General features: G+C 63.5%; 22 protein-coding genes and 1 tRNA gene. 17 read left to right on the top strand and 6 right to left on the bottom strand.

The features are described from left to right. Window positions 1–3: 3 nt before the first annotated feature. The gene (locus QE377_RS14960; protein WP_307324740.1) at window positions 4–399 is read right to left on the bottom strand and encodes a TadE family protein; all 396 of its coding nucleotides are present in this window, start codon (window positions 397–399) and stop codon (window positions 4–6) included. A gap of 3 nt (window positions 400–402) precedes the next feature. Next, on the bottom strand, window positions 403–597 hold the full coding sequence (locus QE377_RS14955; RefSeq protein WP_137417346.1) for a hypothetical protein: 195 nt from the start codon (window positions 595–597) through the stop codon (window positions 403–405). Between the two features lie 150 nt (window positions 598–747). Here QE377_RS14955 and QE377_RS14950 point away from each other — a divergent pair, with 150 nt between their 5' ends. The 17 genes from QE377_RS14950 (at window position 748) to QE377_RS14870 (ending at window position 11629) form a co-directional block, all read left to right on the top strand. Further along, window positions 748–2145 carry a recombinase family protein gene (locus QE377_RS14950; protein ID WP_307324738.1) on the top strand — a complete coding sequence of 466 codons (1398 nt, stop codon included), beginning with the start codon at window positions 748–750 and terminating at the stop codon, window positions 2143–2145. Window positions 2146–2230: 85 nt separating this feature from the next. Next, complete coding sequence (locus QE377_RS14945; protein WP_307324736.1) at window positions 2231–2596, top strand: hypothetical protein; 366 nt, start codon at window positions 2231–2233, stop codon at window positions 2594–2596. After that, the gene (locus QE377_RS14940) at window positions 2593–2931 is read left to right on the top strand and encodes a hypothetical protein (protein ID WP_307324734.1); all 339 of its coding nucleotides are present in this window, start codon (window positions 2593–2595) and stop codon (window positions 2929–2931) included. The genes QE377_RS14945 and QE377_RS14940 overlap by 4 nt, the downstream gene beginning before the upstream one ends. Further along, complete coding sequence (locus tag QE377_RS14935; RefSeq protein WP_307324732.1) at window positions 2928–3269, top strand: hypothetical protein; 342 nt, start codon at window positions 2928–2930, stop codon at window positions 3267–3269. The genes QE377_RS14940 and QE377_RS14935 overlap by 4 nt, the downstream gene beginning before the upstream one ends. Then, window positions 3269–3769: a hypothetical protein gene (locus QE377_RS14930; RefSeq protein ID WP_307324730.1), complete on the top strand. Its 501-nt coding sequence runs from the start codon at window positions 3269–3271 to the stop codon at window positions 3767–3769. Before QE377_RS14935 ends, QE377_RS14930 begins: the two co-directional genes overlap by 1 nt. A 286-nt stretch (window positions 3770–4055) precedes the next feature. Next, window positions 4056–4128: transfer RNA gene (locus QE377_RS14925), tRNA-Arg, on the top strand. Window positions 4129–4648: 520 nt separating this feature from the next. Further along, window positions 4649–4855 (top strand): hypothetical protein, encoded by a 207-nt coding sequence (locus QE377_RS14920; protein ID WP_307324728.1) that lies wholly within the window; start codon window positions 4649–4651, stop codon window positions 4853–4855. A 105-nt stretch (window positions 4856–4960) separates the two neighbouring features. Continuing rightward, complete coding sequence (locus QE377_RS14915) at window positions 4961–5830, top strand: helix-turn-helix domain-containing protein (RefSeq protein ID WP_307324726.1); 870 nt, start codon at window positions 4961–4963, stop codon at window positions 5828–5830. A gap of 157 nt (window positions 5831–5987) precedes the next feature. Further along, window positions 5988–6362: a helix-turn-helix domain-containing protein gene (locus QE377_RS14910; protein WP_307324724.1), complete on the top strand. Its 375-nt coding sequence runs from the start codon at window positions 5988–5990 to the stop codon at window positions 6360–6362. Between the two features lie 16 nt (window positions 6363–6378). After that, window positions 6379–6918, top strand: a complete 540-nt coding sequence (locus tag QE377_RS14905) for a hypothetical protein (RefSeq protein WP_307324721.1) — start codon at window positions 6379–6381, stop codon at window positions 6916–6918. A 23-nt stretch (window positions 6919–6941) separates the two neighbouring features. Next, a complete protein-coding gene (locus QE377_RS14900; protein ID WP_307324720.1) occupies window positions 6942–7337 on the top strand; it encodes a hypothetical protein in 396 nt (131 codons plus the stop codon). 5 nt (window positions 7338–7342) lie between these two features. Beyond that, a complete protein-coding gene (locus QE377_RS14895; protein ID WP_307324718.1) occupies window positions 7343–7612 on the top strand; it encodes a hypothetical protein in 270 nt (89 codons plus the stop codon). A 167-nt stretch (window positions 7613–7779) separates the two neighbouring features. Then, on the top strand, window positions 7780–7965 hold the full coding sequence (locus QE377_RS14890; RefSeq protein ID WP_307324715.1) for a hypothetical protein: 186 nt from the start codon (window positions 7780–7782) through the stop codon (window positions 7963–7965). Then, complete coding sequence (locus QE377_RS14885; protein WP_307324713.1) at window positions 7962–8543, top strand: hypothetical protein; 582 nt, start codon at window positions 7962–7964, stop codon at window positions 8541–8543. The genes QE377_RS14890 and QE377_RS14885 overlap by 4 nt, the downstream gene beginning before the upstream one ends. Window positions 8544–8555: 12 nt before the next feature. After that, on the top strand, window positions 8556–9296 hold the full coding sequence (locus tag QE377_RS14880; protein WP_307324711.1) for a hypothetical protein: 741 nt from the start codon (window positions 8556–8558) through the stop codon (window positions 9294–9296). A 2-nt stretch (window positions 9297–9298) separates the two neighbouring features. Next, complete coding sequence (locus tag QE377_RS14875; RefSeq protein WP_307324709.1) at window positions 9299–10189, top strand: DNA-processing protein DprA; 891 nt, start codon at window positions 9299–9301, stop codon at window positions 10187–10189. 1023 nt (window positions 10190–11212) lie between these two features. Beyond that, entirely contained in the window at window positions 11213–11629 is a 417-nt protein-coding gene (locus QE377_RS14870; RefSeq protein ID WP_307324707.1) for a hypothetical protein, read from the top strand. A gap of 1307 nt (window positions 11630–12936) precedes the next feature. On the opposite strand, the gene QE377_RS14865 is transcribed toward QE377_RS14870, so the two are convergent. From QE377_RS14865 to QE377_RS14850, 4 genes are all read right to left on the bottom strand, one after another. Further along, window positions 12937–13371 carry a hypothetical protein gene (locus tag QE377_RS14865; protein ID WP_307324705.1) on the bottom strand — a complete coding sequence of 145 codons (435 nt, stop codon included), beginning with the start codon at window positions 13369–13371 and terminating at the stop codon, window positions 12937–12939. Window positions 13372–13374: 3 nt separating this feature from the next. After that, the gene (locus QE377_RS14860) at window positions 13375–13545 is read right to left on the bottom strand and encodes a hypothetical protein (protein WP_307324703.1); all 171 of its coding nucleotides are present in this window, start codon (window positions 13543–13545) and stop codon (window positions 13375–13377) included. Further along, window positions 13542–13778, bottom strand: a complete 237-nt coding sequence (locus tag QE377_RS14855; RefSeq protein WP_307324701.1) for a hypothetical protein — start codon at window positions 13776–13778, stop codon at window positions 13542–13544. The genes QE377_RS14860 and QE377_RS14855 overlap by 4 nt, the downstream gene beginning before the upstream one ends. Window positions 13779–13889: 111 nt before the next feature. Beyond that, complete coding sequence (locus QE377_RS14850; protein ID WP_307324699.1) at window positions 13890–14219, bottom strand: hypothetical protein; 330 nt, start codon at window positions 14217–14219, stop codon at window positions 13890–13892. Between the last annotated feature and the right edge of the window lie 239 nt (window positions 14220–14458).

The following is a 14458-nucleotide window of genomic DNA, read 5'->3' as shown; positions in this document are numbered from 1 at the left end:
GGCTCAGTCGAAGCTCTCGTTCGGCGCATGAGCGGTCACCTCCAACGCCTCGGGCACACCCCACAGGCCGGCGACCGGCAGCGTCGCCCGCACTGTGACCTCGGTGGCCGGATAGCCGAAGCGCTGAGTCTCCGCAGCCTGGACCTCGACAGGATACGCATCCCCTACCACCCGAGAGACGACGCGTTCGGTGCGCGCGACCCCATCCGCGAGGCTCGTGTCGGCGAGTGCGGCGTGATACGCCCCCTCGACCGCTGCATCGTGGACGACGTTGCGGATGTAAACGGCGAAGCCGAGCTGCAGCACGGCGAGGGTCAGAAAGGTCAGGACGGCACCGACCAGCACGAACTCGACCGGGGCGGACCCTTCGTCGTCGAGCAGCGGATGCCGGTCGGCCATCGCTCAGAACCCGCTGACGCGGTCGATCGCCTGGGTGAACAGATCGGCGAGCGCGGGGCCGGCGAGCGCCCAGATCACGACGACGAGCCCGGCGGTCATCAGTGTGATCAGGACCCAGCCGGGAACGTCGCCGCGTTCGTCGGCGAGGAGGTTGCCCCACGCGGTGCGGAGGCGACGTATGGGTGAACGGTCGAACATGGTGCCCTCCTTCACGAGCACGAGGGGCCGCGCCGGGATCATGACAACCCCAGCCGCAGCAGGACGATGCCGGGGAACACAGCGATCAGCACGCTGAGCGGCAGGATGAGGAAGACGAGCGGTGTCAGAGGTTGGTTATAACCTCACTGCATGCGCGCAGGAATCTACGTCCGAATCTCAAAGGACACGGAGGGCACCGAGCTGGGTGTCACCCGACAACGAGAAGACTGCGAACGAGTCGCCGCCACCCGCGGATGGGAAGTGGTGCAGGTCTACTCCGACAACGACGTCAGCGCCACTCGTTCGAAGTCGCGACCCGCCTATGAGCGAATGGTGCGCGACATCCGATCGGGGCACCTTGAGGCAGTGGTGGTGTGGGCCGTCGATCGCCTCACCCGCACGCCGCGCGAGCTCGAGGACATCATCGATCTCGCCGACCGTCACGGACTCACTCTGGCGAACGTCAGCGGCACTATCGATCTCGAGACCCCAGAAGGCCGAGCGATGGCGCGGCAGATGGGCGTGTTCGCTCGCCTCGAAGTGGAGAACCAGGCTCGCCGACTAAAGCGGAAGTTTCAGGAAAAGGCGGAGAAGGGCGAACCGCACGGATATCCGCCCTATGGGTATGTACGCGTCGATGGGCGCGACGTGCCGAACGACTTCCAAGCCAACATCGTCCGCGAGTGCGCCCGCCGAGTCCTGGCGCGAGAGTCGCTCCGCTCGGTCGTGACGGACCTCAACAAGCGTGGCGAACCCGGACCCAAGTCTGACCAGTGGAACACGACGATCCTGCGTCAGATCCTCATGCGTCCTTCGAACGCCGGCCTACGGGTGCACAGGGGGAAGGTCATCGGTAAGGCGACCACTGAGCCGATCATCGACGAGGACACGCACGCGCAGTTGGTCGCGCTGCTCACGGATCCCTCTCGTCGGGACAACCACGACGGCCCGACGCCCAAGTACCTTCTCTCGGGGCTAGCCCTGTGTGGGCGCTGCGGAGGCAGAATGCGGCGCACTGTTGGTCGATACGTAGAGAACCCCAGCACGGGCGCCACCAAGCGCCAGCCGGCGGCGTATCAGTGCTCGAACTGCTTCCGGGTTCGGAGACAGCAAGAGCTCGTCGACCAGGTAGTTGAGGGCGTCATCGTGGCACGGTTGAGCGCGTCTGACGCGGCCGAACTGTTCAGCGCTGGCGATTCGAAGGTCGCGGACGCATGCCGGCAGGAGATCGCTGGGATCGAAGCGAAACTCGATGTCGTCGCTGACCAGTTCGCTGCGGATGAAATCGACGCGAACCAGTTGAAGCGGATCACCGCACGGCTCAGGGATCAGCGTCGCGACGCCGAACGCCGGCGCGAGGCCTCAAAGCCGAGAACCGTGCTCACCGAACTCGCCGGGCCACAGGCAGCTGAACGGTGGAAGCAGATCCCCCTCGGGGCGAAGCGCGAGGCAGTCGAGCTACTGATGACCGTGACGATTCTCCCGAGCGGCCCCGGTAAGAGATTCGACCCTGACCAGATCGTCATCGACTGGAAGACGGGCACATAGAGCTTGGCGGCAGCCGCCGTCATGAAGATGCCCCCGCTCGAGCTGCAACTCGAACGAGGGCGAGGTCAAGAACTTAGGAGTCCTGATGACCGAAATGAACACTACTGTCCGCGCCGGACTTCACGTCGAGGATCCTTACGATCTCGCGTGGTTTCAGACACACCGAGAGGCAATCGACGCGGCTCCCGGGTGGGCAACGGAGGCATCGATCGCGGAGGAGACCCAAGACGGCAAAGTCGGCCTCGGGTACGACGCCAAGTTCGGTTCCGTGGAACTCGGCGCTGCATATGTGTGGCGAGACGGCAGCGTGCGTCATGCGGATGGCGGCAGCGTCTATCTCTACTTCATGGCGAACGAGACGGCCGTCACCGCGGTTGAGCTGCGCGAGTTCGCCCGCGAGTTCATCGCCGCCGCTGAAGCACTCGAAGCCCACACCGAGGAGGCTCGGTGATGGTCAGCATCAAGCCTTCGAAACAGCGCAACGGCACGAAGCGGGTGGTGGTGCACACCGAACCGCGTTTCAAGGCGCTGGGCTATCTCCCCACGATCACATTCGGCGACGAAGAGACGGCGCGTCGGTACGTCGCGTCACTCCCCCGCCCGAAGCGCCGGCAGCCTTCTACGCACGTCGTGGAAGAACTCGAGTTCATGCTCGAGATGGGCCAGCGAATCACTGACGCTGCGGCAGCGCTCAAGCTCAAGCCGGCCTCCGTAGAGAAGGCATGTTACCGAGCCGGCCGCGTCGACCTCATCGCGCGCGACCGCAGCATGGCCGGGGCTGCATGATGGCGCACATCAACTGCCCCGTATACGACTGGTGCGACGCTGACCACGAGGACGAGTTCACGCCCCAGGAATCGCACGAGCAGCACGTCACGATCCGCGTGGAGGATGCGAAGCAGGAGTTCACCCTCACCCTCGAGGATGGGCGACCCGGTATCCACACCACCACGGGCATCGACGAAGTCTGGATCGAACCCGGGGAGGCCACCAACACCTTCCAGAGCATCGCGAAGGTCTGGCTGCTCGCCAGCGAACGCTACGACAAGTTCGTACGCGACCACACCCCCGCGCTTCGCCGACACCACTCCGTCACCGAGCAACTCGCGGAAGTGGAGGGCTGATGTACACCACGAACACACGGGTCATCGATCTCCTTGAGCGACCTCCAGGGCGCATCGATTCAGCCGGCGCGAACATCGAGCGGTACGACTTCAGCAACAGATGGGTCAGAGCAACCGTCGACCGCACCGTCGGCGAACGCGTCTGGCACCTGAACGTGAAAACCGACCCGACCAACCCATCCGCACACACGCAAGACCAAGTCGCCAAGGCCATCGAGGAGGCTGCAGCAGCGGTGCGGATCTTGAACAAGCCGACCCGCTCACGTCTCAGCGACGACGCTCTGTCCCTCGAGGTTCGCACACTCATCACTGACCGTGGATGGACTTTCAAGGAAGCGGCCGCCGAGTTCGGGCTCGAGGTCTCGAGAGTCGGAAACCTCCTCAGCGGTCAGACCCGGTGGGCCGTTGGCGATGTGTTCGCCGTTGCTCGCGCGATCGGCCAGGACGAATGGGAAGAGGTCGACCGCCTCCTCGGAATCGCACGAAACGCTGAAGAATGACCAGACGGGCAGGGGTACTCGCTCAGTGAGTACCCCTGCCTCTTCCCCGAATCTACGGACGGTGCGGATCCCGGTGGGAACTCGACGACAAGGGTATGCACGTTCTGCATACCCCCGGCGGCGTCCAGGACATGTCCGTCATCAACGAGACCGGGCTTCACTCGGCGATCGCGCGGAGCACGATTCCTGCGGCGCGCGAGTCGATGATGTCGGCAATGCCGACTCCATCTTGATCGAGGGGGCTAAGGATTGCTGACACCCCGCGCTTCAGATGAAGGGGCACTACCCCGGCGTAGCTCGGTGGATAGAGCGACAGATTTCTAACCTGAAGGCCGCTGGTTCGAATCCAGCCGCCGGGACATAGTTGAGATGGAGAGAACCAATGGATACTTATCGGATCAAGATCCGCTGTCAACACATCACGACGCACGGCACGCTGAGATCGCCCGTCGTCGCGCTGGCCACTCTCGTCGGTGGTGTCGACGGCGAGGACAGCCCACACTGGGCAATTTCCGCCGCCCACTCGGACGCTTCTGTCCTAGAGTCGCCGACGGCAAAGCGAGCACGCCGATCCGCAATGCACCGACAGGACATCGCGTTCGCCGATGCAGCGGAGATCCAATCACCCGCCAATCCGGCGGTGAGTGACTTCAGGTATGCGATCGCCTGCGCGTACCCGTCCTGCCGGCAGAGGATCACAGCACGCTGGCGCAAACTTGAGGCGTTGCTCGACGAAGCCCGACGCGCTGACATACATACCCTCCGGATGTCCGAGTTGCGCGTTAAGCTGTAACTGTCGCAAGACCCGGAGCTGGCCGGTCATCCCAGCAGATTGAGCCTCCCAGCAGAGGGATACTTCCCCTGCCCGGGAGGCTTCCTTTGTCTAGCCCCGTTGTTTCCGCCCGCGGTCGCCTCGGCCACGCCGTCAAGATCGGCGACGAGGAACGAATCGCCACGGCTGCGCGCGATCTCGCCGCTGCCAAGCTCGAGTCCTACATCCAAAAGACGGTCGCTGCCGCGCCACCGCTGACGGCCCAACAGCATGAACGACTGATCGCGCTCCTCGCCGGAGGTGCGACTCAGTGACCGAAACAGAAAACCGCCCCCTGGGGGCGGCTCTCACGAACTCTGCTGGCAGGCGGGTTCTTGACACCAATTCTATCGTTCTCACCCCCGCGGGAGGTGATTGGCGTGGGCTTCAAGGACGCTGACTTCGCCTACTCGATCGAGGGCATTCCGCAGATGCAGAAGGTAGTCCTCGCGGCCGTGTGTCACCGCACTGATGACAAGACCCACGAGACCTTTGTAGGCCAGCAGACCATCGCATCGATGATCGGCGCATCCGTATCGACGGTCATGCGCGCGTTGTCCGGACTCGAGGAGCTCGGGGTCATCGAGCGACGTCGTCGTGCCGGCCAAGGCGGCTACCGGACATCGGATCTCATCGTCGTGAACCGCGCCTACACGTCACAGCACCTAGAAGGCACAGCGCCTACTAGGCAGAGCTCCTACAAGGACGACAGCACCGACCTAACCGTCACAGCGCCGCAACCTAACCGTCAGAGTGACGGTGCAGAAGAGATCACTCAGATAGATCACTCAGAAGATCACTCAGTCTCTTGTGCGGATGCATTCGATCGAGCATGGAAGCACTGGCCAAGGAAGGTACAGCGGAAGGCTGCGTTCGCTGCTTTCACCAGAGCGGCCAAGAGCCGACCCCTGGCGGATCTTGAAGCCGACGTCACGCGCTTCGGCATCGCCTACGCACGCACGGCCACAGACGCACAGTTCGTCCCACACCTCAGCTCCTGGCTGAACGGAGAGCGATGGACCGACGATCTCCCCGCATCCCGGCTCACACCGATGCATCGCGCCCAACGAACTGTCGCTGCCGGCCGTGCGGTCGTCGCGCTCATGGCGAACATGGACGCGCTGGACGCGGCTGCGAAGACCGCCGGCCACTGCGAGGTCGGCACACATCGCCTGCTGCCCGACGGAACATGCACACGGTGCGAGTACCGCGCTCGCGGCGAGATCTTCGAGGACGGAAGGCCGTTCTGATGGAGAAGCGCCCAGCTCCCAAGCCCCACAACGTCGCAGACATGGTCGACGCGTGGGATAACCCGCAGCGGTTCGCTGAACTCTGCAGGGACTACTACGACTCTCTCCGCACAGATCGACCCGTGGACATCACGGAGCCACGCAGGGGGCTCGAACGATGACCTATATCCCCAGAGAACCCGTGATCGTGCTCACGGCCGGCGACGCACGAATGCTCTGGCAAGCAGCACGCCTGAACGAGCTTCGCCTTAAACACCGCTCCGGCGACTCGCGTCTGTACCACCTGCTCGTGCAGATCTACGAAGTCGGACTGCTCGAACTGCGCACTGCCGGAGCCGGCAACGAGCCGCGGCAATCTGCGGCATCGGAGGAACGTAGTCACTGGACGGTCAAGCAACTCGCCAAGGCCACCGGGAGAGCGGAACGCACAGTGCGACTCGACATCGAGAGCAACACACTTCCTGCCACCAAGGCCGGCGGAGCGTGGCTCGTTCCCGCCGAAGAAGCCATGACATACATCGCCCGCAACTAGAAGAAGGGAGACCCACATGGGACTCGAAACAATCGAGAGCGAGATCGAGGATCTCCGCGACCAGGCCAAGAACCACCAGGAAGGCTATGCCCGAGCCCTCCGCGAGATCGACGCCGACACGTCACTAAGCGACTCGGGCAAGCGCGACCTCAAAACCCAGGAGTTCGAAGCGACCAAGGCAGCGCTCAGCAAGCTCCGCGCGGAGGAACAGCGACTCGTCGACGCCGCGATCTCACGACGCAAAGCTCAGATCGAGGCGCCAGGGCGCCCCGCCGCATCGGAGATCATCTCGTACCGCGACGCCCAAGATCGCGCCGCGCGCCTGAAGGCCGACGAAGCCGTGAGCGTATTGGAACGTGCGCTTCGCCAAAGCGACATGGTTCTCGCACACGCCATCTTCGACAAGGCACTCACCAACCACTGGGGCTCTGTCATCGACACGTTCACCGCAGCGAAGCCCGAACTTCGCGTCGTCGTCCAAGAACTCAAGCAGCTCAACGAGTTCAGCGAAGCCAGCCTCGAGCGAACGATGCGCTACCTCACCCTTCAGCCATGAACACCGACGCGCAAGGACAGCCCGTGACCATCGAAACCAACAGTTCAGACGCGGATCGACCGACACCGACTCTCGTGGCAAAGGCGGTCGCAGCGCGAACCGACCACACGCCCGAGGACACCGTCGACCTTCTCGAGAGCACGGCCGCATCCGACGCTGAAGCGCGCATCGCAGAGCTGCAGAGCCTTCTGGACGCTGAGCGGCTGGAGACGGCACGCATCCGCATCGCGAACGACTTCGGCATCACCCCCGAGGACCGCGACATCCTCCTCACCGGCAAGGACGAGGAGATGCTCGTTATGCAGGCCCGTCGTATGAGTGAGCTGTTCGGCTCTGCCAAACCGGCCGCCCGCCGCCCCACGCGGGAGCGGCAGCACCGAGCGATCGGTTCCATCTTCGGGTCGGGACCGAGCTGGTGAGCCCCATGCCCACCGACAACAGCCACGCCACATTGCGGATCAACGAACACACGCTCGAGCTCTCCGAGGCCGAAGCACAGAAGCTCGTCGCAGGACTGCGTAAAGCGATGCGGAAAGGCGACGTCTTCCCGATCACGACAGACACCGTCATCATCGCCACCGACGCCACCCAAGTCAGCATCAGCGGCGACTTCCAGGAGGCATACACGGCGATGATCGCCGGCACGGAACCCGACTGGAGCCCAACCCGACGCAACGCGGCGGTGCTCCGATGAGCGGCATCACGGTTACAGCCCAGAGGGGTGGGGAGGGACACCCCTGCCGCCCGCTCAGCGGGTCTCCGGGGCTAGCCGTCTTCTCTCCCCGGCATTTTTTCCACACCGCCCTGCGTCACTTAGGAGGCGCCATGTCCCGGGGTCTGGGGGCCGTTCAACGTCTGATCGTGGATGAGCTCGCGCTTTATCCGGCAGGTTCGATCGTGCTGGTCGGCGACGCGGGAGCGAACGGCCGCCGTGCGGCGCACTCCCTGCAGCGACGTGGTCTCGTTCGTTTGGAGACCCGCTTCTACGAGGGACGCCATCGCCTCGCCGCGGCGCTGCAGGGCAGCGAGAACGGAGAACGACCATGAGACGAGTTCCTGGCGACTACGAGGACGTCTTCGGGGAGATCTTCGACCGGCTCAAGACGCTCGAGACCACCGCACCGGTCGGGTTCACGTCCATCACGCGTGGGGCGCTGCGTGTCGCCTCAGCTGAGGGTCTGATCGTGGAGGGTTCCGCGCGAGTGTCGGGCACGCTGATCGTGTCCGGTGAAGAGACCGTGGACGGGCAGTTGACGATCACGGGAACGCTGATCGTGTCGGGCAACACGGAGATCTCCGGTCCCACGACGATCACGGGCACTTTCGGGATCGACGGCAACACGACGCTCACCGGCAATTTCACTGTCTCCGAAGGCGGGGAGATCGTGATCGCCGGCGCGACGCCCATCCGACTCGGGGCCAACACGGCGGGCATCGCAGCGATCGGTCTAGGTGCATCCGAGATCCGTGGCGGTGACAACGGAGTTGTAATCGATCCCGGCTCAGGTGCGGCCATCGCAACAGGGAGCTCCGGGGTGCGCATCTTCTTGCTCCCCGACGCGCCCGCGGGAGCCCAGCCAAACGTCCATATCAGCAGCGCGGGCTATCTGTCCGTCGTCCGGTGAACGGAGACCATCATGCACATCACCGACCTCGAGGCCCTGTTCGGCACCCGCACCGTCACAGCGCGACTCGCCACCGACGCGGATCCGGACTCCGAAGTTCTGGTGCTCGGTGTCGACTACGCGCATCTCGCGATCAGAGAGGGCAGCTACCTCCACACCAGCACGGAAACGACTCCGACGACACCCACCCGAATCGTCATCGACGCTGACAGCTTCCTCTACGGCGAAGCACAGCGCGCGAACCCACCCCACCCCGAATCCCCCGAGGCACAAGTGGGCTGGGCGCTCGGCATTACGACCGACAGCTTACTGATCCAGATCCCCGCCACTACCGCCCTGCCGAGTGAAGAATGCAGCGTGCGGGATCTTCCGGAGAAAGCCGCTCCCCCTCCCAAGGAGGCCTCCGATGTACCCGACCCGGCCGGCTGGGGCGAGCGTATCGCCCGAGCGAAGGCGCGGCCAATGGAGACCATGACCCTCGAGGTCGGATTCGGTGACGCGGTCGCGGACGTCGTACTTACCGAGATCAGCGACGTTGCCGGGGCGACGGAGAGACATACCCGCGATCTCGTTCCACTCGCCGAGATCTCGGATAACGGCGCGGCGGCGGGTCGCGCGGATACAATCGAACAAGGTCAGGCGCAGGTTCACGTGGTTCTTACGGCGAGCACACAGAGCGTGTCGTATGTATGTGCGAATGTTGCTCATCCAGCCACCAATGTGCGCCGGGCCAACGGCGAGTCAGGGGAATGATCATGCGCGAGAACGTCGCACTGCTGGCTCTCCTCTACCCGCCCACTGGTCGGGGGCTATCACCTGCGGATCTCCGCCGACGGTTTGCGGAGGGTGAACTACCTTCGGACGTGCTCCAGCATCCGGCCGAGGGCACGCTGCTCGAAGTCGACGTGACTGAGGCGCTCGATGCTGCGGCGAGAGAGCTCGAGGTGTGGGAGGCGGAGGGAATTATCGTCCTGACCCCATTCGACGACAACTACCCGACACAGATGCGCAGTGTGTTCGACTACCCGCTCGCGATCTACGCGCGCGGAGAAGTTCGCAGCGACCGCCTCTCGGCGGCGATCGTTGGGAGCCGAGAAGTTTCGGACACCGGCCTGAAGTTCGCTTCTGAGCTCGCCAGCCTTCTTTCGGAGGACACCATCACGGTAGTTTCGGGGCTTGCTCGCGGCGTGGACGGTTCTGCCCATCGTGCGGCGCTTGCCGCGGGTGGACGCACTGTGGCCGTTCTGGGGAACGGGCTCCGCCACGTTTACCCCTCAGAGCATCGAGCGCTTCAAGACCAGATTGCCGAGACAGGTCTTGTGATCTCTCAGTTCCGCCCTGAGGCACGCCCGAATCGACAGACGTTTCCGCAGCGAAACATCACCATGAGCGCGTACAGCTCGATCACGGTCATCGCTGAGGCGTCCGAGAAGTCTGGTACTCGAATCCAGGCAAATGCCGCCATTAAACATGCGCGCCCGCTTGTGCTCACCTCCCAGGTCGTCCGAGATACCACCTGGGGTGCGACCTACGCAGGGGGCGGCTACGACGTCACCGTCGTCAACAGTGCCACAGAGGCTCAGCAGGCGGTTCGAGAGATCCTCAGCCGCGCCCAGCACGCAGCCAGGTGGCTTACTCGGGCATGAGCGATCGAAGGCAGGACGAGCGACGGATGCAACACGTAAACCGCATCCTGCCGCAGCTTGCCTTCAACCCAATCCGACATCCGGATGCGTGCGTAGTCTGTACTGGGTCGCGCGATCTTCCAGCTAACCCAGTGTGCAACAGCTGCAGAGAACTCCGAGGAGTCGCCGGCGAGTGGCGCGTCGCGAACCTCGTTGTCCCCCTCAGTTACGCCTGTGAAGTGAACGCTCAGTTTCGACAGGACATTCGTAATTACAAAGACGGCTGGCCGAAGGACGTCCAGGCAGAGCCTCTCTACCGACTGTCAGCACTCACGTGGCACTTCTTCTACAGACACGTGCAGTGTGTGGAGGCGGTCGGTGGGCCAGTTGACCATATTGTGTTGGTCCCCTCGGGGATCCCAGGCAGTCGACCAGACGGGCACCCGCTTGCAGCGCTTGCGAGATTTGCGCCTCGGCACTGGAACGAACTGCGCATCGAGCGGACAGCCAATGCCCGCGAGCGAGTAATTGATACCGGTTCGCTTGAGCTACGACCGCCGGTCGATCTGACTGGCAGACATGTCGTCGTCTTCGACGACACATTCACTACAGGGGCAAAGTCGCAGAGCGTGGCCGCGGTCGTCCGAGATGCGGGCGCGAGATTCGTGACGATCCTGGTAGTGGCAAGAGTCCTCAATCTCGGATGGGCGCCCACCGCCGAGCTGCTCCAGAAGCATCCGAGGCAGCCGTGGGACGGCGAACGATGCCCGGTGACAGGGGGCGCGTGCCCATGATTCGTGGCGCGTGCCTATGATTCATGGACACCCTGCGCTGCTGCGGACTACATTCGCTAGCTGATGACTGCGATGGCTCGACTCAGCCCCAGAATCGCAAGACTGAGCGACTCGAACGCAAGCTCGGTGGCCGCCCCCGGAATGCGGCGTCTTGCACTCATGGCGCTGAGCATACCCGCGGTGTTTCTCCTGCGTCTCTAGCTGGCTTGCAGCGTAGATGGCGGCGGTGTCGAGGGCTAGAGTCACCGGCATGGGGAGCAGTGTCTATCACCCGAGCATGGATCGCCCGGGGGTGTTCGGGGGGAAGCCGCCAAAGAAGAAGCAGAACAGTGCGGCATGGGGCTGTTTCGGATGTCTGGGGCTCGTCGCACTCTTCAGCGCTGTCATTTGGGGTCTTGCGAGCATCGGTTCAGGGGGCGACGGCTACACGATGAACAACAAGTTCGAGGCGATCGCACAATGCGAGGCGCAGATCGAATCGCAACTAAAGGCGCCATCGACGGCGAAGTTCAACTCCGAAGCCACGGGATCAGGAACGTGGACAGTAACCGGAACGGTCGACGCCGAGAACAGCTTCGGTGCCATGATCCGGAGCTCGTACCAATGCACAGTAGTCATGGACGAAGCGAAGGACACCGCGCGGACCCGCATCGACTACTTCGAGTGATGACAGACGAAAATCAGCTCGAAGATTCGCACCGCGATGACGAGAGCACTCTCCGGCCACTCCGCACGGGCGCGAGCGATCTACTCCGATCCAGTCGCGGGTTCGAGTCGATCGCCTCCCAGAACGCCGCGATAGCGGCGCGCCTTCTCGCTTCGCGCGACAACTCTACGCTCGACGCGATCTCGAACCTTGGCCGCCGCATTTTAGTGCCACAGATAGCGCTGCCGGAGGCATTAAGCGCCAGCGTCAATAGCCACTTGTCGGACGTCGTAGAGAGCGCCTTAGCCCCAATGCGCACCCGGCTCAGTCAGCAACTGAGTGCAAGGTTGGATGGGTTCGGAGTCGACTCAGTCATCGCATCCATGTCCCCGGTGTGGGGTTCGATGTTTCCGCGGATCGATTCTCTGATCCAACGCCAGCTTTCGGAACTGTTCGTATCTCTGCGGAAGCCACCATCGCCGAGACACTGGCCCTCCAACTGGCACGGAATCCGACGACCGGCGGCCGACGTGCTGGGCGGGCTCGTCCTAGATGAGGGATTGCCACTTGCCTGGGTACCCCCGCCACAGGTGGTCGAACGCCTTCTTGCAGCGAACAGCCCGGTGGCGCGCCGGGAAGTGATTGGCAGACACTCGCCGCAGATAGTTCGTAGCTGCGAGAGCCAACTAGACAACATCACCTCCAGCACAGGTCGGAAGTATGCACGGTTCACGCGCGCTGCCGCGGAGGCGCTAAGAAGCGGTCACAGAGAAGCGGCGCAGTCGCTAGCGACCAGCACCCTCGACACAATCACTCGCCGTCACGTCGGCTTCTGGAAGGACACGCCGGACAAGAACACGCGGCCAGACATAACTTCGCTTCCGTTTCGAGATGCGCTCGTTCTCGGAGCCCTCTGGCGCGCATATGCCTCGTGGAGGCCCGGTGATCCAGTGCCGCATTCATACGGACGCCATCCCTCGTCGCATGGGGTATCAGCGCGTCAGTACAACCTTAGGAACGCCACATTGGCCGTCATGCACCTGGTGTCCCTCATGCGGTTGCTCGAGCAGGAAGGCTGGGGTGAATGGGTCCCGGACGGGACGAAGAACCGCATGAAGCCCTCCCTACGATCGCGTTGACCGATTCGGGGTGGGGGTTAGCCGTACAGGGGGCCTCCCACGGTTGACCACCGGGGAGGCATCCCTTCTCTCCAACGTGTGTTCCAGTCTGGCGACGTCTCTGAAACCCATCGCGCCGATAGCTGACCGACCGGGAACTCCGCCTCAGACAGTCCGATCCCTGACCGCGGCATCGGTCACATTGAGCGGCTACTTCTTTTCCTTTGGCGGCTCATAGAGAGTACCGACGCCAACCGCTGCGAGCCCGACCGCGAAAACAGCGACTAGAGCTGCGCCAACATATGCCGCGATCGCCCATCCGGTGGGCCCCAGCGAGATTCCGAGCGAGAGAAGCCCATAGACGATGCCGCCCCCTGCGAGTGCCACGAAGATGAGGGCAGCTACGTTCGCGCCGTTCAATTTACGAGTGAGTCTATGTCTTTCGCGCTCTCGGAGACGTCGAACCTCGAGATCGAGAAGAGCGTCGAGATCCTTGAGCGCTGCCGAGTTTTCGGCAAGCTTCTCACGCAGATTCGCATGCTCACTGATGCGCTTCAGCAGTCGACCACTGACCTCGCCACGCAGGAGGGGTCCGATCACCACCGTGAGCAATGCAACTCCGATCGCACTCCAGAGCTGGATCATCTCCTACCTGTCCGCCTGCGCTGCGGCTGCTCGCGCCTTCTCGACTTTCCGCTGGAAGCGTCGGTCCTCTATCAGCGCGTTCTTGATCGCGTTCTTCGTCACGAAGTAGCTCACGACCCAGTTGGCAACGACGATGCTGATTGCGGCAACGATGATGGTGACGGCATCCATCACTTACGCTCCGCTATCGCGTCAAGGAGCGCCCGAGTGCTAAGTCGGATCGCGTGCGACACCCAGCCCGCGAGCAGGCACACGAACCCCAGTGGCAGGAGCAGCCAGGCGAGCAGCGACATGGGTGGTATGAACAGGACGACGAATCCGAGAAGGATCGTCACGCCGGCCCCGATCATGAGTGCGTTCGTCCACTGCGCTATCGGATAAGTCTTGTCCGTTTCGGTGTCGCTCATGCGTCCCCCCTGTCTGCGAGCGATGCTAGCGGGAAAGCCGAGACGAGGGGGGAGCCCGGAAGCCTCGCCGAGAAGCCGGTCGCCTGGGAGGGGAACTTTTGGTCTGCGAGGTCAAAGGTTTCTGTCTCCGCCGCGCGGCGCCTCGCTCACGGCCGATGCCCAAACCCATGTCCGCATCTGCTTTCCCGCCACTTCAAACGAGATCCCGCACGCACGCGACGTCCAGCGATTCACGAGCGCGTCAACAAGAACAGGCGTGCTGCCGAACCGGACCCACGCCTTCGCAGGCTTCGGCTGCGGATCAATGGTGAGCGGCCGGCGGTCGAGCTCGAGCTCCGCGTCGGTGAGATGTTGCAGCGGGCCATCGGCCGCAGCGCGCTCGAGTATTCGTTCACCCACCCGCCGATCGATGGCGTCCGCATAACGCTTGTTCGTGCCCAAAGCCAGGGGTCTCCTTCCCCGGCCGGAACTAGAGGATACGCGAGAGCCACTGACACGCGGGCGACCGAACGGCAACGCGCCGAGCCGCCGAACGCTCGAAGACCCGGACCCACCTTGGTTCAGAAGGGTGGGCGGGGTCCCCCTCGGCTCACTCACCCGGGTCTCCGGGGCTAGCCGATATCTCTCCCCGGCGAAAAAAACGACCGTGAGGGGGTCTGGGGCATCGCGACGCTGCGCGC

The sequence above is a fragment of the Microbacterium sp. SORGH_AS_0862 genome (assembly GCF_030818795.1).
In the GTDB taxonomy this organism is placed as follows: domain Bacteria; phylum Actinomycetota; class Actinomycetes; order Actinomycetales; family Microbacteriaceae; genus Microbacterium.
The sequence above is the reverse complement of the archived record's forward strand: the minus strand, read 5'-3'. Positions and strand labels throughout refer to the sequence as shown.